The sequence below is a fragment of the Neorhizobium tunisiense genome (assembly GCF_039631515.1).
Classification (GTDB): domain Bacteria; phylum Pseudomonadota; class Alphaproteobacteria; order Rhizobiales; family Rhizobiaceae; genus Neorhizobium.
Map to the genome: position 1 here is coordinate 1,193,469 of NZ_JBDIUU010000001.1, position 18,715 is coordinate 1,212,183.

Here is an 18,715-nt window from a genome sequence, read left to right on the forward strand (position 1 = left end):
TGCGCTTTGATATGTTCGTCCCATGACGACAAAGAGCCTTCTCACAGAAACCCCTGCCGCTTCGCCTTCCCCGGAGGATGTGGTTCGCGTGAGCGAAATGCTCGGGCGGATGCGGATCCTGATCGGCCGGCGGATCATCGGCCGCACGGCGATCGCCAATATCGCGCCGGGGTTGGAGATTTCGCATCTCGACGTGCTGGACGTGATGCGCCGCATCGAGGGCGAAGTGACGGTCGGCGCGATCGCCGAGGCGATGCGCATCGACCCCTCGCGCGGCAGCCGGCTGGTGGCCGACCTCGTCACGCGCGGCATCCTGCGCCGAGACGCTTCGCAGGCGGACGGCCGCCGCTCGCTGGTGGTAAGAACCGAATTCGGCGACAGCCTGCTGGCCGAGATCCGCGCCGTCAAACGCACCCTGCTGGCACGTGTCCTGGAGGGCTGGCCGGAAGACGAGCTTCACACATTCTCGGTGCTGTTCGAAAAATTCGTCTCGAGCTACGAAGAGGTCTTCGTGACGGCGGAAAAGTCGGCGGAGGGAGAACTCGCCGAAACGACCCAGCCGATGCCATAGATTGCGCATAAAATGTTACTCCAATATAATTTCGGGCAGAAACTGGAGACACGCGCATGAATGTTTCGATCGGTCCCCGCTGGGAAAGATTCATCGAGGAAGCGGTAGAGGACGGGCGCTACGGCTCGGCCAGCGACGTGGTGCGCGAGGGCCTACGACTGGTGCAGGAACGCGAGGCCGAGACTGCGACGCTCAAGGAAACGCTGCGGAAGTCGATCGAGGCCGGCGGAGACGTCAAGGAGGAAGAACTCGATGTTTTTCTGGAAGCCGAGTTCGAGAAGCTTGAGAAAGAAGGTTATTGAGTGCCGCGCATTCAATATCTTGATAGCGCACAGGCCGATTTCGGGGAAATCGCTCGTTACATCTCAAAGGAAAGTGGCAGCGTCGTTATCGCGCGCCAATTCGTGAAAGCCCTGCGTCAAAAGCGCCGCGATCTGGCTACTTTGCCCGGCGCTATGGGACGAGACCGTTCGGAACTTGGTCCGGACCTCAGAAGCATCGCCTATCGCGGCTACATCATCTATTTTCGGTACTTCGAGGACCGCTTCCAGATCGTCAACATCCTCGAAGGTCACCGAAATGCGGCGCGGCATTTCGGCGTGGACGACGAGGATTAAATCCCCTCGCCTCCCGAAACGCGCAGGCGGTCGCGGCCCTGGTCCTTGGCTTCGTACATGGCGCGGTCGGCGCGGGCGAGCAGTTCCTCCGGCGTATCGCCGTCCTGCGGGAAGAAGGCGACGCCCATGCTGCAGGTGGCGGTAACGCTCTTGCCGTCGATGACGATGGGTTTCGAGATCGCGGTCCGCAATTCCTGAAGCCGGCGCACCAGGCCGGGTTCGTCCTGACTGACATTGCTGAAGACGATCGCGAACTCGTCGCCGCCAAGGCGAACCAGAAGATCGGTCACGCGGACGCAGTTGACCATGCGCCACGACAGCGTTTTCAACACCTCGTCGCCGGCCGCGTGCCCCAGCGTATCGTTGATCTGCTTAAAATTGTCGAGGTCGAGATAGGCGACCGTGACCTTGCGTTTCTCGCGGCGAGCCTCATGCAGCGCGCGGCTGAACTGCGCCCAGAACAGCGTCCGGTTCGGAAGGCTGGTCAAAGGATCGTGATGCGCCATATGCTGGATACGCTCTTCCGCGCGGGCGCGCTCAAGGGCGATGCCGGCAATGTCGGTTGCCATCGCAGTCAGTTCGAGCTCGAGCTCGGTCGGTTCGCGCGGCGAATCGGAATAGAGAGCGAACGTTCCAAGCACCAGCCCGTCGGCGCTCATGATCGGCGTCGACCAACAGGAGCGGAAGCCAAACCTCAGCGCCAGTTCGCGATAATTGTCCCAGAGCGGATCGACCAGCACGTCCTTGACGAAGACAGGTTCGCGCCGCCAGGCGGCCGTGCCGCAGGAGCCGACTTTCGGGCCGATCTCGATGCCATCGATCAGTTTTACATAGGCTGGCGGAAGGCGGGTCGCCGCGCCATGGCGCAGCCGGTCCGTACCCTCTTCGAGAAGCAGGACCGAGGCCGTGACGTCGTCCAGTTCGTCTTCTACCGTTTTGACAATCGCATCCAGAACCGCCGACAAAGGCTGGCCCCGGGCGATCATCTCAAGAAGACGCGCATGGCCGTGCCGGCGGTCGTCGTGGCGTTTGCGCTCGGTAATGTCGCGCGAAATCCCTATCAGGCCGACGATCTGACCGTGGACATCGCGCAGCGGCATTTTCGAAGTGGTGAGCCAGAGCATGCGGCCGTCGCCGAGCTTGACGCGCTCCTCGCGACTGTCGATCGCCACGCCGGTCGACATGATCTCCTGTTCGACGAGAAACAGTTCACGCGCGGTCTCATGATCGAGAATATCGAAATCCGTCTTGCCGATCAGGTCGTTGCCTTTATGCAGCTTGCTGCTACGTCCGGCTGCGGCATTGGCAAAGACGAAGCGGCCGCGGCGGTCCTTTACGTAAATGAAGTCCGGAAGCTGATCGAGAAGGGTGCGGGTTTCGAGTTCGCGCGTCACCAAAGCGATGTCGAGGTCTATCTCGCTGTCGGCGGAAACACGCAGGAGGCGGCTGCAGAGTTCGTCCAGCGGATCGACAAAACCCAAGGGCATGCTATGCGACATGGGGCCCGCCATCCGAGTGCCTCCTTTTCATTTTCCATAGAAAATACGCGGGAACTCGCGCCAGGTTGCCGTATAGCATGGCGGAGAATTCCTTATCGTTGTTTAAGATCATTGTGAAATTGCCATGATTGAAGCTTCGAAAGAAGCCTTTTTTACTCAATCGGTCGGAGCCTTCGAGCATAGTAACAATATAAAGGGCCCGCATGGAAAATGCTTTATTGACGCAGGGGAGACGTTGGATGATTTCGAGACGAACGGCGTTGACGATGATCGCGGGCGCGGCGGCGGCCGGAGCCGTGCCTCGGCCCCTCCTCGCCGCAGCCCAGGGCTTTTCGACGATCGACCTGCGCGGCTCGATCGATGCCGGCGCACACGGCGTCACGCCAGACGGCGGTGACAAGCAGAGCCGCAAGCTCGCAGAGATCATCGCCAAGGCGGCGCGCCAGAACATGCCCGTCTTTCTGCCGCCCGGAAACTACCCGATGTCCAATCTGGACCTGCCGGACGGCACCCGCATTACCGGCGTGGCCGGGGCTTCCCGGCTCGTCTATTCCGGCGACGGGCGAATGCTCACGGCCGACGGGGTACGCCGCATCGAGCTTTCCAACATCGTCATCGACGGGGCGAACCGCAGGCTCGACGACCAGAGCCCGGCACTCGTCCACATGCGCGGCATCGGTGAGATCGTCATCGACAATTGCGAGATTATCGGCGCGGGCAAGACCGCCGTACAACTCGAACGCTGCGGCGGCCGGATCGATCGGAGCCGGATTTCCAGCGCCGCCGAATACGGCCTCTATGCGGTCGAAAGCACCGGGCTTTCGGTGACCGGCAATACCGTCTTCGACTGCGGCAATGGCGGCATCCTCATCCACCGCCTGACCAAGGGCGCCGACGGCACGATCGTTTCCGGCAACCGCATTTCCAGGATCGGCGCCACCCATGGCGGCACCGGCCAGTACGGAAACGCCATCAACCTGTTCCGGGCCGACAATGTGATGGTGACCGGCAACCAGATCTCGCAATCGGCTTTTTCGGCGATCCGCGCCAACAGCGCCTCGAATGCCCAGATCGCCAACAATACCTGCCTCGCGTCGGGCGAGACGGCGATCTATGCGGAATTCGCCTTCGAGGGCGCGATGGTCTTGGGCAATATCGTCGATGGCGCGGCGAACGGCATTTCGGTCGTCAATTTCAACGAGGGCGGCCGGCTTGCGACCGTCGCCAACAATATCGTCCGCAACCTGAAACCCACCGGTCCCTATGTGCTCGACGGAGCGATCTTCGGCGTCGGCATCAGCGTCGAGGCGGATACGGCGGTGACCGGCAACGTCATCGAGAATGTGCCGCTCTGGGGCATGGCGCTCGGTTTCGGGCCGTACCTGCGCAACGTGCTTGCGAGCAACAACGTCGTCAGGCAGGCGAAGGTCGGCTGTGCGGTGACGGTGGTCGAAGGCGCAGGCGCAGCGCTGATTTCCGGCAACCTGTTCGAGGCGGTGAAGGACGGCGCGGTGATCGGCCACCGCTGGAAGACGCCTTCCACGGCAGAACTCGGCCGCGGCGGCGGGCAGGCCCAGGGGTTCAAGCATCTGACGATCGAGAACAACCGGATCGTTTAGTCGCATGATTCATCGAAAACTTTCATGATCGTCCAACGCGGATTGGTCTTCCGTTTTGGGCGGCCTGCCCGTAGCTTGCGCTCGCATTTCCTGGAGGGACTTTAATGCTGAAAATCTATGGAGTTTACCGCTCGCGCGCCACGCGGCCGCTGTGGCTCATCGAGGAACTGGGTATTCCTTTCGAACATATTCCGATCATCCAGGGCTACCGCCTGCCCGAACCGATGGCATCGGGCGCACCGGTCAACACGCTGTCGCCGGAATTTTTAGGCATCAACCCCATGGGTTCCATTCCGTCGATGGACGATGACGGTTTCGTGCTGCACGAATCGCTGGCGATCACGCTCTATCTCGCCCGCAAGTATGGTGGCGAACTCGGTCCCAGGGATATTGCCGAGGAAGCGCTGATGGTGCAGTGGTCGCTGTTCGGTGCGACCAGCATCGAGACCCCGGCGCTGAAGATCTCCGCCACGATCGCCGGGGGCAAGCAGGACAGCGAGGAAGGCAAGACCGAGATAGACGTCGCCGCACGCCTGCTGAAGCGTCCGTTCGACGTACTCGAAAAGCATCTTTCCCAGAACAGTCACATGGTCGGCCGGCGATTTACCGTGGCGGACATCAACGTGGCGGAACTGGTTCGCTATGCGCAGGGTCACGCCCCGGTTTTCGAGGGCAGACCGGCGTTGAAGGCCTGGATCGAGGCCGCTCAGGCCCGCCCCAGCTTCAAGGCAATGTGGGACAAGCGGACCGCCGAACCGGCATAACCCCTCACCTAAGGCTTTCCGGGAGCGGCGGCAGCTCCGTCTTCAGCCAGTCCCGGAAAGCCCTCACCTTCGCCGGCACCCGAGCACCGGCGCGGGTGACGAGATAATGCCCCATGCCGGTATGCGCCCGGATCGCAAACGGCTCGACCAGCCGCCCCTGTTCCAGCGCGTAGGTCGCCAGAGTATGCCAGGCGAGCATGACGCCCTGGCCCGCAATCGTGGCGTCGAGGCAGAGCGAGGCGTCGTTGAACACGTGCCGCGTCGCCATGCCCGCGCCGGACAAGCCCGCCTCGTTCAGCCAGATCTCCCAGGAAAACATCGAGGGGCCGTCGATGATCGCCGGCAGTTTCAGGATATCCTTCGGCTCCTTCAGCTTTTCGGCAAGCGCCGGCGAACAGACCGGAAAGACCGTCTGCTCGATCAGCAGTTCCGCATCGACGCCAGGCCAGGTGCCCGGCCCGACGCGGATGCCGAGATCGATGTCGTCGACACCGAGATCGGCAAGCCTGGTCGTCGCGTCGATGCGCAGGCGGATTTCCGGGTGCAGGCTCGAGAACCGATCGAGCCGGTGGACGAGGAACCGGGCCGCAAACACCGGGGCGACGGAGATGGTGAGCAGCGCATCGTCATGCCGCCTGCCGATCGCCACCGCTTCGGAAAGCGCATGGAAACCTTCGCTCAATCGCGCCAGCATGGGCCGCGCCGAATCGACCGGCGTCATGCCCTTCGGCAGGCGCTGAAACACCGGCTGGCCAAGCTGGGCTTCGGCCTTGATGACCTGCTGGCTAACGGCGCCGATTGACACGCCGAGCTCGTCGGCAGCCGCCTGCAGCGAGCCCAGACGTCCGACCGCCTCCAGCGCCCGCAAGCCGTTGAGATGCACAAGGTTGAGATTGCTCATATAGATTTTCTATAGTCACTCTCTCAAGAACTCAATTGAAAAAGGCGGCAACAGAGCCAATATTGCCTCTGCAAATGATAACAAATTTGCGAGGTGACGGTCATGGGACCGCTGAAGATTTTCTTGAACCTGAAAGCCTGGTTGGAAACGACCGAAACATTGGCGGACATCGAGGCTAACGACCCGTTCCACCATCCCGACATCCGCTCGATGGACCTGCGGCAGCTCGCCGACCTGCCCTTCCCGCGCTTGGCTCACGCGGACACGAATTGCAACAAGGCGCCTCTCGCGAAATGCGCCTGACGCTCCCGTGATCCGCTTCTCGAAAGGGCGGATCGGGCGGCTGACGTGGATGCATGTCTCGGGCAAAGAAGCTTGCTGTCAGCTTCAGGCAGCTGTCGCGGCAGCCTGTTCGGCCAGCGCCTGCTGGACGGCCGGACGCTGTTTCATCCGCTCGTAATGCGCGTTGACCTTCGGGAAATCGGCGCGATCAAGCTTCATGTTCGCGAGCCAATCGGTCATCAGGTAGAGATAGGCATCGGCCACCGAATAGGTTTCCCCGAGCACATAGGGGCCTTCGAGCAACGAGTCCTCGATCACCTGAAAACACTCGTGAAAGACCTTTGGCGCCTTGGCGGCCATGTCATCGAAGGAGGACTGGTTGTCCGCCCAGCGATAACCGCGACGCCAATGGGCATAGGCGACATGCACTGTCGAGGCGATATAGGCGTTGAACGCCTGCATCTTGCCGAACAGGAACGGGTCGTCGAGCGGCGCGAGCTTCGCCTCGGGTGCTGCCTGGGCGATGAAGGCGAGGATTGCGACGGACTCGGTGATGATGCCCCGGTCCGTTGCAAGTGCCGGGACGCGGCCCTTCGGATTGATCTTCAGATAGGCTTCCGACTGCTGTTCCTTGTCGGCGAATTTCACCCACTTGATCTCGTAGGGAAGACCGGATTCGGCAAGCGCGATGTGGCTGGCCAGCGAACAGGCATTGGGCGAAAAGAACAGCGTATACATGAAAATCCTCCTTTGGACCGCGTCGTTCTAGCACGGTTTTTTTAGGCTCAAAGCCTCAAACCACCGGTCAGCTCACGCCGGGCACGTCTTCCAGCCGATGCCAGACCGGAATACCGCGCTCGTTGGCGATCCGGACATCGTTGTCGGCGCCCTTGGAGGCTCCCGGCAGGCGCAGAACGCCTTCGCAGAGCTGCAGCAGACGTCCTGCGACCGGATGAAAGATCTCCTCGTAGAGGTCGTCGCCCACATGTTTTCCGCCGGCCGCATGCCAGACCGGCAGCGCCACCCATTCGCCGATCATCGGCACATGGCCGGCCTTGAACAGCGCATGCGACGGGGCTTCGAGCCGCTTCAGGTTCTCGGCCATCTTCTCAGGATCGTCTCCGGTGCCGGAGCGGTAGGGGCCAGCAATCAAGATCAACATCTTCGTTTCTCCAACTTGTCCGCGGTCATCGCGAAATTGCACGAATTTGCCTGATATGCTTTACATTAGCGGCAATATCAGGCATAGATGCGCTTATTCATGCAATTTCGTGCATAGTCAAGAGCCATGCTGACAAGCCAACGCAAGAGCCTCATCCTCGACATATTGCGCCGGGAGGGGCAGGTCGTCGCCAAACGGGCCGCGGAAGAGTTCTCGCTTTCGGAGGACACGATCCGGCGGGATCTTCGGGAAATGGCGGCGGAAGGGCTGTTGCGGCGGGTGCATGGCGGGGCGATGCCCATCTCTCCCGACCTGCCGGATTTGTCCGCCCGGCGGGCCGTGTCGTCAGATGTCAAGCAGCGGCTTGGCGCAAAGGCGGCCGGGATGGTGCGCGAGTGGCAAACGATCTTTCTTGACGGTGGAACGTCGACCGCCGAGATCGCCCGCGCCCTGCCCCGCGATTTCGCCTTCACGGTCGTCACTCACAGCCCGACGATCGCCGCAGAGCTTGAGCGTCATCCAACGGCCGACGTGATCCTGATCGGCGGCAGGCTCTACAAACATTCGATGGTGGCGACAGGGGCAGCGGCAATGGCGCAGATCGCGCTGATGCGGCCCGACATCTTCTTCCTCGGCGTCACCGCCGTACATCCGGTACGCGGCCTATCGACCGGCGATTTCGAGGAGGCGGCGATCAAGCGCCATATTGCGGCATGCTCGGCCGAGACGATCACGCTGGTGACCGCGGAAAAGCTCGATGCGGTTTCGCCGCATGTGATCATGCCGGTTTCGGCACTGTCGGGCATGATCGTGCAGGAGGGGATCGAAGAGGAGCGGATGGCATCCTACAGGGCTTTGGGGATCGCCTTGCTGGAAGCCTGAGGCCTGTCATCGAGAGGCGGCCCAGGCGGCTTTCTCGCCAATGGGCGGCAGGCCATGCGAAAACATTCGACAAAAGCGCGGCGGATTGCGGCGTTCCGCAATTGGCGGGCGAGCCGTCCATAATGCCTTATCATGCTCGATGTCACAACAGGCTGGGGGGCCTCCTGCCGCTTCGGAAACAGGCGCGCGTATGTCATTTCGCTTCCGCCTTCCTTTGTCGGGTGCCGCCATGAACGAGATATTTGACGCTGGAGAACAATCGCGAGCGGAAGACAGTGACGATCATAGGGCTGGCTCCTCTAAACACCGGGAACCGACACGCGGGGTCGCGTCGTGGGCGATCCGGTCCGTTCCGGAAGAGGATGAGCGCCACTCAACTATAAATCAAATGCATTGTTTCTATAATGATTATGCTTCAGACGAGGAACCCTCGAGCCTCTTCGTCAAGGCGCTCGCCAGTCGATCGACCGCCGGGTCGAAGCGTCTCGGCATAGCGCTGCGGACCAGGGTGACGGTTGCGGGGATGACGAAATCCATCACGGACAGAATCTGCCGGCCTTCGCGATGCGGGCTGTGCTCGAACAAACGGCGCGGGACGAGCGCAAGACCTCCCGCCTTGGACAGAAGCGACAGCTGAAGGTCTTCCCCGAAAATCTCGGCGGCGATTCGCATGGAAAGCTGTTGGCGATCGAAAGATCGTTCCAACGCTGCGCGACATCCACATCCCGACGGATTGAGAAACCAGTCTTCTTCGGCCAAATCCCTCAAGCGCCACGGACTGCCGTCCCGTCTTGTGGGGAGCCGCGACGCAGAAACCACGACGACCTGTTCCGCGCCGAGCGCAACACGCTGCAGCCCGGCTGGGACCGTGTGGGCGTCGGTCAACAATCCGACGGCGCAATCGATGGCGCCGCTCCGCACTTCCTCGATCAGGCCGACGCTCCAATTCGAACTGATCTGGAGCCGGAGGCGGGGAAAATCCTGCCGAAGCGTTTCCAGCGGCGTGCTGAGAACTATCTCTCCCAAGCCGTGGGCCACCCCGATCTTCAGTTCGCCAGCCGGATCGGCGGCGCTCGTCGTGCAGGCTTCCAGCTCCGTCACGGCAGCAAGCACGCGCCTGCAATGTTCGAGCACATGGCTACCAAGCGCCGTCAGTATGGCGGGCTTGACCGTGCGATTGAAAAGAAGGCCTTCTCCCACGGCGATTTCGAAGCTTTGGATGCGCCGCGTCATGGCAGGCTGGGTGAGATTGAGGCGTGCTGCCGCGCGACTCACGGAGCCCGTTTCCGCCACTGCCACGAAGGCCTCTATATCTTGAAGATTCATGCCCATGTTTTATAAACACCGGCGGATTATGCACAAGCGGGAATGCCCGAGCGCGGCAGAGAAGATCCATCCTTCCGCTCGATGCGAGAAGCTGTAAGTCCTACCCTGCCAGTGCCGATCTCACGCAAACAGCGTGTCGGTCACCCTCACGTCACCCACATGGATGCCGTTCCAGTTCTTCATCGGCTTGTTGGCCATCGCCATCAGCTTGCCATGCACCTCGCCGCCCTTTTCGAAATAGCGGGCGATCAGGGCGAAGATCATCGCTTCGGCGGCACGCGTCGTGCCGTCCTCGCATTTCACCGCCATGGCGATGCCCTGGTCCGGAAGGGCGGCAACGAACACGCCTTCGGCGCCGGTCTTGGCAAAGATCTTGCCGGGGGCGACTTCCATCAGCCTGGTGCAGGCGCGGTTGGTGCCGGCGACATAAAAGGGCTCGGCCATGCAGGCTTCGATCAGCCGGCGCGAGGCTTTGGCGCGCTCGGCGGACAGGGTGTTGCCGGTCGCCATTTTTGCGAAACCATGGGCGAGGCCCTTGAGCGGCACCGCATAGGTCGGGATCGAGCAGCCGTCGGTGCCGCAATTCTGGTGGCCGATAATGGCGCCGGTCAGGGTTTCCATCGTGCCGCGGATTTCGGCCTGCAGCGGATGGTCGTATCCGCCGTAACCTTTCAGATTCATGCCCGTGTGCACGCAGGCGCAGACGAAGCCGGCATGTTTGCCGGAGCAATTGTTGTGCAGTGCTGTCGGCGCCTCGATGGTGCGGGCCTGGTGGATCAGCACCGCCTGCTCGGACGACCAATGGGCGCCGCATTCGAGCGCGTTATCGTCATGGCCGGCCTTGCCAAGCATCGAGGCGGCCATTGCCACATGCGCATCCTCGCCGGAATGGGAGGCACAGGCAAAGGCGAGTTCCTTGTTGCCGAAACCATAGGCGTCCGCCGCACCGCTTTCGATGAGCGGCAGCGCCTGCATGGCCTTGCTGGCGGAACGGGGGAAAACATGCGCGTCCGCGTCGCCGAACGAGAACAGAACCTTGCCGTCGCCATCCACCACGGCGCCGAGCCCGCGATGGCGGCTTTCGACCAGATTGCCTCTAGTGACTTCGACGGTAACGGGGTTTTGCATGGTCTGTCCTGAAATTGCCGGTTTCAATGTGCCTATCGTCTGGCGATATCACAGGCTCTTAAACGAGTCCGGCGGGATTTTCATGGGGGAGCGTATGAAATCGGTTAAGCGGTTGTTTCTGGTCATTTTCATCGTCTACCTGGTTCCGACCTTCGCGTCGGCAGGGTTGTGGGCGATCAAGGATCGGCCGGCGGGCTGGCGCGATGCGCGCTGGTCCTCGGCCGGCATATTGCCGAAGCCAGAGGCAAGCAACGAAGCGGCGATCTACGTCTTCTCGGCGACGACGGGGGGCCTGAAGGGCGCGGTCGCGAGCCATGCCTGGATCGTCTTCAAGGAAAAAGGCGCTAAAACCTATACGCGCTTCGACAAGGTGGGGTGGGGTTCGCCGATCCGCCGCAACGGTTATTCGCCTGACGCCTACTGGTATTCCAACACGCCGCAAATCGTTACCTCGGCCACCGGTTCGAAGGCGGAACTGCTGATCCCGAAGGTCGAAGGCGCGATCGCCGCCTACCCTTATGCCGAGCCAGGTGGCTATACGATCTGGCCAGGGCCGAACTCCAACACGTTCGTCGCCCATGTGCTGCGCAGCGTGCCGGAGCTTGACGCCGTGCTGCCGCCGCACGCGGTCGGCCGCGACTATCTGCCGGACGGCGAATTCATTCATGTGGACGACGATTGGCGCGATGTGCACGTGACCCTGCGCGGCCTCATCGGCCTGTCGGCCGGTTTGCGCAGCGGGTTCGAGGTGCACTTCCTGGGCTTGGTCGCAGGCGTCGATATCGCCAATCCCGGCATCAAGGTTCCGGCGCTCGGACGGATCGGGATTTAAGATGGCAGCTATGCATAAAATGCAAAACGCCCGCGTATGCGGGCGTTTGACATAACCGAATGTCAGATGGCGATCAGAAGCCGACGGCCTGACGCGCTACCCGGCGGATATCGCCCTGGGCGATGCCGAGATCGTTGAGTTCGCGCGGCGTCATACGGCCCAGTTCGGCAACCGTCTGACGGTACTTGCGCCAATTGTTGAGAGTGCGTGCGACGTTCATGATGGTTCCCCTTTCCTGGGATTTTTCGAAGCTTGAACGCCAGTCCTTGGCGCTCTCGTTTGCTTCGATGACGCTTATATAAGCTCATCAAACCTGCACTGAAAGCGCCCACTTAGCAGGCCACCTATGCGAGAGGCGCATGGGTGTTCTCATATTAGAAATAATGAAAAATGAAGAGCGGCCGGCGAAAGAGCCGCGGAAATGAAAAGGGCACAAAAAGGAAAAGGGCCGCTCGAGGCGACCCTTCCATGAGTTTGGTCCGGTTGAACGAACCCGGGGCGCTTCGTGAGCTCCCCGAAGGAAGATGAAGTTCAGGCCGAGGGTTGCCCCGTCAAGACCGCCACCTTTCCATTGCCCGTTACGCAGACCGAAATCTCACTAGACATTGGATCACCTTCCTTTCACTACGTTGACGATGATTAAAAGGTAAGGGCCAAAGCCCTATTCTGCAAGCCACGTTATGTAAACGATCGCGTATTTAATTGAGTTGCGAAGGCGGCCTTCCGCCCCTAGAATTCGCCAGCTTCGATCGAGGCAGATTCTCCCCTTCAGCTCAACGTCACCACGATCTTGCCGATATGGCTGCTGGTTTCCATCCATCGATGGATCGAAGATCAGGCTGCGTCCGCGATATCCAGCCGGACGGAAAGCCCAACCTTTCCAGCCAGTTCAACCAGCGCATCCAGGCTGAAATTGGCAATTTTGCCCTGCAGCAGGTCGTTCAGCCGCGGCTGAGTGACGCCGAGGCGAGAGGCCGCCTCCTTTTGGGTCACCTTCCAGTCCCGGACCTTCTGCTCGATCGCAATCAGCAGGGCCGAGCGCATCGACATATTGGCCGCTTCCGCCGGAGTATTTTCCAGCGCATCCCAGACATTTGCAAAGCTCTGGCGTTCCATGGGTTCCATCCGATCAGATCTGCCGCAGCCGCGCAGTGGCAATATCCAGATCCCGCTTTGCCGTCTGCTGCGTCTTCTTCTGAAAAGCATGCAGGACGTAAACGGCATCATCAACTCTGGTCACGTAGATGACACGAAACGCGCCCGTCTCGTCGCGGATGCGAATCTCCCGCACACCCGCTCCGATCGTCGTCATCGGCTTCCAGTCGCTCGGCTCAAGACCGAGCTGAATTTTATGCAACTGGACGCCCGCCTCTTTACGGGCGGGCTCAGGAAAATCCCGCAAGCGATCCAACGCATCTCCGAGAAATTCCAACCGCTTCATATCAATCCACGACTTATATCAAAACCAGTATACCGCGACAAAAGGACTAAGCAAGCGTCACCACGATCTTGCCGATATGGCTGCTGGTCTCCATCAGCCTGTGGGCCTCGACGACGTCTGTGAACGGCAGGACGGAGTGGATGACCGGGGCGACGGTTCCGTCCTCCAGGAGCGGCCAGACCTGGGCGAAAAGATCGTCGCGGATGGCGCGTTTTTCGTCCGCGGTGCGCGGGCGCATGGTCGAGCCGGTGATCGTCAGGCGCTTGACCATGATCGGCGACAGGTTGACCTTTTCGGCGATGTTGCCGCCGAGGAAGGCGATGATCGACAGGCAGCCGTCCTTGGCGAGAACCGAGAGGTTCTTTTCGAGATAGGCTGCGCCGATCATGTCGAGCACGACATCCACGCCCCGGCCGGCGGTTTCCGCCTTGATGACCTCGGCAAAATCCTCGGTCCTGTAGTCGATGCCTCTCACGGCACCAAGCTTTTCACAGGCATCGCACTTTTCCCTCGAACCGGCCGTCGCGTAGATCGTCGCGCCGAACGCCCTGGCGAGCTGGATGGCCGTCGTGCCGATGCCGCTGGTGCCGCCGTGGATCAGCACGCTTTCGCCTTCCGTCAGGCCCGCCATCTGGAACAGATTGGCCCAGACAGTGAAGAAGGTTTCCGGCAGCGCGGCGGCCTTGACCGCGTCATAACCCTTCGGCCAGGGCAGTGCCTGCCCGGCAGGAACGGCGCAATATTCCGCATAACCGCCGCCGTTTGCGAGCCCGCAGACCTTGTCGCCGGGCTTGAATTCGCTGACACCCTCCCCGATTGCCACGACTTCGCCTGATATTTCCAGGCCAAGGATCGGGCTTGCGTCCTTCGGCGGCGGATAAGCGCCCTTGCGCTGCTGCACGTCGGGTCGGTTGATGCCGGCCGCCTCCACCTTGACCAGGATCTCGCCCGGCCGCACCGCCGGCAGCGGACCGCTGGCAATGGTCATCACCTCCGGCTCTCCGAAGGACGGCAGATCGACGAAACGCATTTCGGTGGGAAGTGGCATGGCGGGACTCCTCTCGGTGCGGCCACCGACGAGACCGGTGACAGGTCCCTGACTTAGGATAGTCGCCTCGCGATAGGAAGGCGGCGTTCCGCCGCCTAGGTCATTTTGTCTCGCCGAAACTTGCGAAAACCAGACCGCCCTCGCTTTCCTTGGCTTCCGCCTTGACGGCGGCGATCTCCGAACCGATGCGGCCGACATCGTCGAGCAAAAGGCCCTGGGGCAGTTCGAGCACGCCGATCGAGCAGCGCAGCAGCGGGAAATCGCGCTCGGCGCCGGAGCGGTCGTGGCCGCGGATCTTGCCGGCGGCGCGTTCTTCGGGGGAATAGAGTTCGACGACATCGTCATGGAAATCGGAAAGCAGCCGCCCGAGGATTTCATTGAGCTCGTCGCGAGCCCAGTCGCGTACGCCGATAAAGAAATCGTCGCCGCCGACATGGCCGAGGAAATCGCCGTCGGAGAAGAAATAACGCTTTACCAGGGCGGCGAACAGCGAGATCGCATGGTCGCCCATCTGGAAGCCGTAATGGTCGTTGAACGGCTTGAAATTGTCGAAGTCGCAATAACAGAAGAAACGGGCTTCGTCGTCGTCGCGGCCAGCTTCCTGCATGAAGTCGCGGATGGCGCGATTGCCCGGCAGGCCTGTCAGCGGGTTCTGGTCCTGGGCAATCTTCAACTGCTTTTCGTTGATGACCTTGATCAGCGAGGCGGCCGAGACGACGCCCGCATAGCGCATGTTTTCGGTAAGGATGACGCAGGCGCTGTTTTCCATATTGGCAAACAGGGTCATCAGTTCTTCGGCTTCCGCATCCAGGCCGACAATCGGGGCGCGGTCGACGAAATGCGAGATCGAGCGCTCGTAGACCTTGTTCTTCAGGAGATCGCGGCCGAAGGGCTGATAGATATATTCCTTGAGGTGGTATTCGTTGATGACGCCGCGCGGCTCGCCATTGGCATTCAGTACCGGGAAGAAGGCCTGCCGCGGGTTGCGGCGGAACAGGTCGAAGACACTGTCGATGCTCTGGTTCTCGTAGACGGTCGGCAGGTGTTCGATCTGCTTGCGGATGAGGATTTCGTCGAGCGACTGGCTAGAGCGCCGGGTACGGCCGATATCGGCGAGATAGGGGAAGGACGGCTGCAGTTCGGACACGAATGTCGTCGGCCGGGCTATGAACCAGCCCTGGACGAGATCGACGCCGTATTCGCGGCAGGCAAGGAATTCCGCTTCCGTCTCGATGCCCTCGGCAATGACGCGAATGCCGAGCACGTGGGCGATGCCGACGATGTTCTTGACGAGGTGGCGCTTGCGCGGGTTCCTGTCGATGCCGGCGACGAAATGGCGGTCGATCTTCAGGTAGTCGACCGGATAGTCGCAGAGCAGTTTCATTTCGCCATGGCCGACGCCGAAATCGTCGATCGCCAGCTTGAAGCCCTCCTTCCGCATCTGGGTGACCAGATCGGCGAATTCCGGCACGCTCGTGTTGTCGAAACGCTCGGAGAATTCGAAGCAGACGGAAGACGGCGCGATATTCGCCTTGCGCAGGTGCTGCACGACCTTTTCGAGGAAATGGTGGCCGTGGCGGATCAGCCGGACGTCGAGATTGAGGAACAGCGTCTGGGACGAAAAATCAGGCAGGCTGGCGAATTTCGCCAGGGCCCGGGCTGCCATCATCTGTTCGAGCGCCAGAAGCTGGCTGGTCTCCTGGGCCTCATCGAGCAGTTCGAGCGGTGAAGAGAAACCGATCCGTTCCTGGCCGCGCAGCAGCGATTCATAACCGAAGACGGAACCGGTGCCGACTTCGACGATCGGCTGGAAGGCATTTTCCAGTACCAATTTTGCCAGGGTGACAAGCTGATCGCTCGCATACCGGCGGAAAACGCCCGGTTCCAAGATGGTCGCAGACGACATTACTCATTACTCCACTGCGCAATGGCCTAAAACATGCCTCAACACGAACGTCAGGTTCCCAGCAATTGGTCAAAAATACCTTTCCCGAACATGACGGCTGGATGAAATTTTTATGACGATAAAAGGCATTTTTATACAAGATTTTAGAGACTTAGCGGCAACCTTTGCGTGCCTCATGGCTTGGCCGCAAGCGCGACCGCGATCAGGGCCCAGCCCTGCATCGTGAGGTCGATCGCGAGGAACAGGCCGAGGATCCAGACGCTGTTCACCGGCCAGCCGAGCGCAATGACGAGGCCCGCAAGAGCCGTGATGACTCCTCCGAAAATAACCCAGCCGGAACCCCGCATCGGCCGCAGCCTGAACCCGACCCAGGTGCGGAAAACGCCCGCGACGATCAGCGCCACTGCCATGAAGAAGGTGACGATGACGGCTGTCAGCGCCGGATTCCAGAAGGCGAGCAGGCCGGCGATCGTATAGAGGATGCCGCTTGCCGCCCAGAACAGGATATGATCCCAGCCCTTCACCTGGAAGGCGTGGACGAGATAGGCGATGCCGCCGACCAGCATCATCATGCCGATGTAAAAGACCGACGCGACCGTCGCCACGAAGAGATTGGCGAGCGCGAGAAAACCGAAGATCAGCAGCAGAATGCCAAGGGCGAGAAACCAGCCCCACTTGTCACGGACCGTCAAAACCGACGGTGCGTCCAGACCGAACGTCATAGCCAACCCCCTTTTTGCCAAAACCTCACCCGAACCTAACGGATAGGATGTGGAGCGGGCTTGATCCGGGTCAATGGCGCGCTTTTGGAACAGGAAGGTTCGCAATCGCTTCTTGATTGCCAAGACGATCGAAAATAACTCAAATCACTGAAGGAATCTAAGGCAAATCGAGATGGTCACAGCCGAGCGACGACGCACGACGCCCCACTTCCTCAAAAGCGGCGCGATTGCAGGTAGTGAGGTATCGTGGCCCAACCGCACACGCGGCTGGATCCTCGGGTCAAGCCCGAGGATGACGGCGGAGAGGGAGGTGCGACGGATGACAGGAGAGGCCTCCCGGCAGCCAGCAACCTCATCTGTTGCGCCAACCGATCCCACGCGCTCCGTCATCCTCGGGCTTGACCCGAGGATCCATCTGCCTGGCCTCCGGGCATTGCCTGCCGCGCGCGAAAGTGCCGGCTCCCCACGCCATCCCGACAATTGAGGACGCCATGACCAAGCCCAATATCCTCATCGTCATGGTCGACCAGTTGAACGGGACGCTGTTTCCGGATGGGCCGGCTTCATTCCTGCATGCGCCTCATCTCAAGGCGCTCGCCGCGCGCGGCGCGCGGTTCGTCAACAACTACACGTCCTCGCCGCTCTGCGCACCGGCGCGTGCCTCGTTCATGGCCGGGCAATTGCCGAGCCGAACGCGGGTCTACGACAATGCCGCCGAATATGTCTCGTCGATCCCGACCTTCGCGCATCACCTGCGCCGCGCCGGTTATTACACCGCGCTGTCGGGAAAGATGCATTTCGTCGGGCCGGACCAGCTGCACGGGTTCGAGGAACGGCTGACGACCGATATCTATCCGGCCGACTTCGGCTGGACGCCGGACTACCGCAAGCCGGGCGAGCGGATCGACTGGTGGTATCACAATCTCGGTTCGGTGACCGGCGCAGGTGTGGCCGAAATCACCAACCAGATGGAATATGACGACGAGGTCGCCTTTCTGGCCAACCAGAAGCTCTATCACCTCGCTCGCGAGCGGGACGATGCCGACCGGCGGCCCTGGGCCCTGACCGTCTCCTTCACCCATCCGCACGACCCCTATGTGGCGCGGAAGAAGTTCTGGGATCTCTACGAGGATTGCGAGCACCTGCTGCCGGAAGTCGGGCCGATCCCGCTCGAAGACCAGGACCCGCATTCGAAGCGGATCATCTTTTCCTGCGACTACAAGAATTTCGACGTGACGGAAGAGAATGTCCGCCGCTCGCGAAGAGCCTATTTCGCCAACATTTCCTATATCGACGAGAAGGTCGGCGAGCTGGTCGACACGCTGACGCGGACACGGATGCTCGACGACACGATTATCTTGTTCTGCTCCGACCACGGCGACATGCTCGGCGAGCGCGGGCTGTGGTTCAAGATGAATTTCTTCGAGGGTTCGGCCCGCGTGCCGCTGATGATCGCCGGTCCCGGCGTGCCTGCTGCCCTGCATCTGGCGCCGGTTTCCAACCTCGACGTGACGCCGACGCTCTGCGATCTGGCCGGCATTTCGATGGACGAGATCAAGCCCTGGACGGACGGCGAAAGCCTGAAGCCGATGATGGAAGGTGTTGCGCGCACCAGCCCGGTGCTGATGGAATATGCGGCCGAGGGCTCCTATGCGCCGCTCGTCGCCATCCGCGAGGGCAAGTGGAAATACATTCACTGCATGCTCGATCCGGACCAGTTGTTCGATCTGGATAGCGATCCCCAGGAACTCAACAACCTCGCCGACGATCCGGGTTTTGCCGAAGTGGTTGCCCTGTTCCGGCGTAAGCGCGAGGAGCGGTGGGACATGGGTGCGTTCGACGCGGCGGTGCGCGAAAGCCAGGCGCGGCGCTGGGTGGTCTACGAGGCGTTGCGCAACGGCGCCTATTATCCCTGGGACCACCAGCCCTTGCAGAAAGCATCCGAGCGCTACATGCGCAACCATATGAACCTCGACAATCTCGAGGAATCCAAACGCTATCCGCGTGGAGAATGA

General features: G+C 61.1%; 21 protein-coding genes. 9 read left to right on the forward strand and 12 right to left on the reverse strand.

Annotated elements, in window-relative coordinates; genetic code table 11:
* Positions 1–22: 22 nt before the first annotated feature.
* From ABCW43_RS06380 to ABCW43_RS06390, 3 genes are read left to right on the forward strand one after another with little or no spacing between them, the layout of a single operon-like run.
* Positions 23–571, forward strand: coding sequence for a MarR family winged helix-turn-helix transcriptional regulator (locus tag ABCW43_RS06380; RefSeq protein WP_345922604.1), 549 nt, complete (start codon positions 23–25; stop codon positions 569–571).
* A gap of 56 nt (positions 572–627) precedes the next feature.
* A complete protein-coding gene (locus tag ABCW43_RS06385; protein ID WP_345922605.1) occupies positions 628–873 on the forward strand; it encodes a type II toxin-antitoxin system ParD family antitoxin in 246 nt (81 codons plus the stop codon).
* Complete coding sequence (locus ABCW43_RS06390) at positions 874–1,188, forward strand: type II toxin-antitoxin system RelE/ParE family toxin (protein ID WP_345922606.1); 315 nt, start codon at positions 874–876, stop codon at positions 1,186–1,188.
* Here the strand turns inward: ABCW43_RS06390 and ABCW43_RS06395 are convergent.
* Positions 1,185–2,699 (reverse strand): sensor domain-containing protein, encoded by a 1,515-nt coding sequence (locus ABCW43_RS06395; protein WP_345922607.1) that lies wholly within the window; start codon positions 2,697–2,699, stop codon positions 1,185–1,187. The two genes, ABCW43_RS06390 and ABCW43_RS06395, sit on opposite strands and share 4 nt — an antisense overlap.
* A 227-nt stretch (positions 2,700–2,926) precedes the next feature.
* Between ABCW43_RS06395 and ABCW43_RS06400 the strand changes: the two genes are divergently transcribed.
* Positions 2,927–4,306 carry a TIGR03808 family TAT-translocated repetitive protein gene (locus ABCW43_RS06400; protein ID WP_345922608.1) on the forward strand — a complete coding sequence of 460 codons (1,380 nt, stop codon included), beginning with the start codon at positions 2,927–2,929 and terminating at the stop codon, positions 4,304–4,306.
* Positions 4,307–4,410: 104 nt separating this feature from the next.
* A complete protein-coding gene (locus tag ABCW43_RS06405) occupies positions 4,411–5,070 on the forward strand; it encodes a glutathione S-transferase family protein (RefSeq protein ID WP_345922609.1) in 660 nt (219 codons plus the stop codon).
* 4 nt (positions 5,071–5,074) lie between these two features.
* Here ABCW43_RS06405 and ABCW43_RS06410 read toward each other — a convergent pair whose 3' ends face one another.
* Positions 5,075–5,971, reverse strand: a complete 897-nt coding sequence (locus tag ABCW43_RS06410) for a LysR substrate-binding domain-containing protein (protein WP_345922610.1) — start codon at positions 5,969–5,971, stop codon at positions 5,075–5,077.
* Positions 5,972–6,094: 123 nt separating this feature from the next.
* On the opposite strand from ABCW43_RS06410, the gene ABCW43_RS06415 reads away from it, so the two are divergent.
* Positions 6,095–6,274, forward strand: a complete 180-nt coding sequence (locus ABCW43_RS06415) for a hypothetical protein (RefSeq protein WP_345922611.1) — start codon at positions 6,095–6,097, stop codon at positions 6,272–6,274.
* An 84-nt stretch (positions 6,275–6,358) separates the two neighbouring features.
* Here the strand turns inward: ABCW43_RS06415 and ABCW43_RS06420 are convergent, their stop codons facing one another.
* A complete protein-coding gene (locus ABCW43_RS06420; RefSeq protein ID WP_345922612.1) occupies positions 6,359–6,991 on the reverse strand; it encodes a glutathione S-transferase family protein in 633 nt (210 codons plus the stop codon).
* A 67-nt stretch (positions 6,992–7,058) separates the two neighbouring features.
* Entirely contained in the window at positions 7,059–7,415 is a 357-nt protein-coding gene (locus ABCW43_RS06425) for a hypothetical protein (RefSeq protein WP_046641593.1), read from the reverse strand.
* Between the two features lie 126 nt (positions 7,416–7,541).
* Here ABCW43_RS06425 and ABCW43_RS06430 point away from each other — a divergent pair, with 126 nt between their 5' ends.
* Positions 7,542–8,297, forward strand: a complete 756-nt coding sequence (locus ABCW43_RS06430) for a DeoR/GlpR family DNA-binding transcription regulator (RefSeq protein WP_345922613.1) — start codon at positions 7,542–7,544, stop codon at positions 8,295–8,297.
* 408 nt (positions 8,298–8,705) lie between these two features.
* On the opposite strand, the gene ABCW43_RS06435 is transcribed toward ABCW43_RS06430, so the two are convergent.
* Together ABCW43_RS06435 and ABCW43_RS06440 are read right to left on the reverse strand one after the other, a co-directional pair.
* Positions 8,706–9,629 carry a LysR family transcriptional regulator gene (locus tag ABCW43_RS06435; protein ID WP_345922614.1) on the reverse strand — a complete coding sequence of 308 codons (924 nt, stop codon included), beginning with the start codon at positions 9,627–9,629 and terminating at the stop codon, positions 8,706–8,708.
* A 114-nt stretch (positions 9,630–9,743) separates the two neighbouring features.
* Positions 9,744–10,751, reverse strand: a complete 1,008-nt coding sequence (locus ABCW43_RS06440; RefSeq protein ID WP_345922615.1) for an asparaginase — start codon at positions 10,749–10,751, stop codon at positions 9,744–9,746.
* Between the two features lie 94 nt (positions 10,752–10,845).
* On the opposite strand from ABCW43_RS06440, the gene ABCW43_RS06445 reads away from it, so the two are divergent.
* Positions 10,846–11,583 (forward strand): DUF3750 domain-containing protein, encoded by a 738-nt coding sequence (locus ABCW43_RS06445; protein ID WP_345922616.1) that lies wholly within the window; start codon positions 10,846–10,848, stop codon positions 11,581–11,583.
* Positions 11,584–11,656: 73 nt separating this feature from the next.
* Here ABCW43_RS06445 and ABCW43_RS06450 read toward each other — a convergent pair whose 3' ends face one another.
* The 6 genes from ABCW43_RS06450 to ABCW43_RS06475 form a co-directional block, all read right to left on the reverse strand.
* Positions 11,657–11,803 (reverse strand): DUF1127 domain-containing protein, encoded by a 147-nt coding sequence (locus ABCW43_RS06450; protein ID WP_007751079.1) that lies wholly within the window; start codon positions 11,801–11,803, stop codon positions 11,657–11,659.
* 614 nt (positions 11,804–12,417) lie between these two features.
* Positions 12,418–12,699 carry a helix-turn-helix domain-containing protein gene (locus ABCW43_RS06455; protein WP_345922617.1) on the reverse strand — a complete coding sequence of 94 codons (282 nt, stop codon included), beginning with the start codon at positions 12,697–12,699 and terminating at the stop codon, positions 12,418–12,420.
* A 13-nt stretch (positions 12,700–12,712) separates the two neighbouring features.
* On the reverse strand, positions 12,713–13,024 hold the full coding sequence (locus ABCW43_RS06460) for a type II toxin-antitoxin system RelE/ParE family toxin (protein WP_345922618.1): 312 nt from the start codon (positions 13,022–13,024) through the stop codon (positions 12,713–12,715).
* Between the two features lie 46 nt (positions 13,025–13,070).
* Positions 13,071–14,072: an NAD(P)H-quinone oxidoreductase gene (locus ABCW43_RS06465; protein ID WP_345922619.1), complete on the reverse strand. Its 1,002-nt coding sequence runs from the start codon at positions 14,070–14,072 to the stop codon at positions 13,071–13,073.
* A 100-nt stretch (positions 14,073–14,172) separates the two neighbouring features.
* Positions 14,173–15,978, reverse strand: coding sequence for a bifunctional diguanylate cyclase/phosphodiesterase (locus ABCW43_RS06470; RefSeq protein WP_345922620.1), 1,806 nt, complete (start codon positions 15,976–15,978; stop codon positions 14,173–14,175).
* Positions 15,979–16,151: 173 nt separating this feature from the next.
* Positions 16,152–16,700, reverse strand: coding sequence for an HdeD family acid-resistance protein (locus ABCW43_RS06475; protein WP_345922621.1), 549 nt, complete (start codon positions 16,698–16,700; stop codon positions 16,152–16,154).
* Positions 16,701–17,191: 491 nt separating this feature from the next.
* Between ABCW43_RS06475 and betC the strand changes: the two genes are divergently transcribed.
* A complete protein-coding gene (gene betC / locus ABCW43_RS06480) occupies positions 17,192–18,715 on the forward strand; it encodes a choline-sulfatase (RefSeq protein ID WP_345922622.1) in 1,524 nt (507 codons plus the stop codon).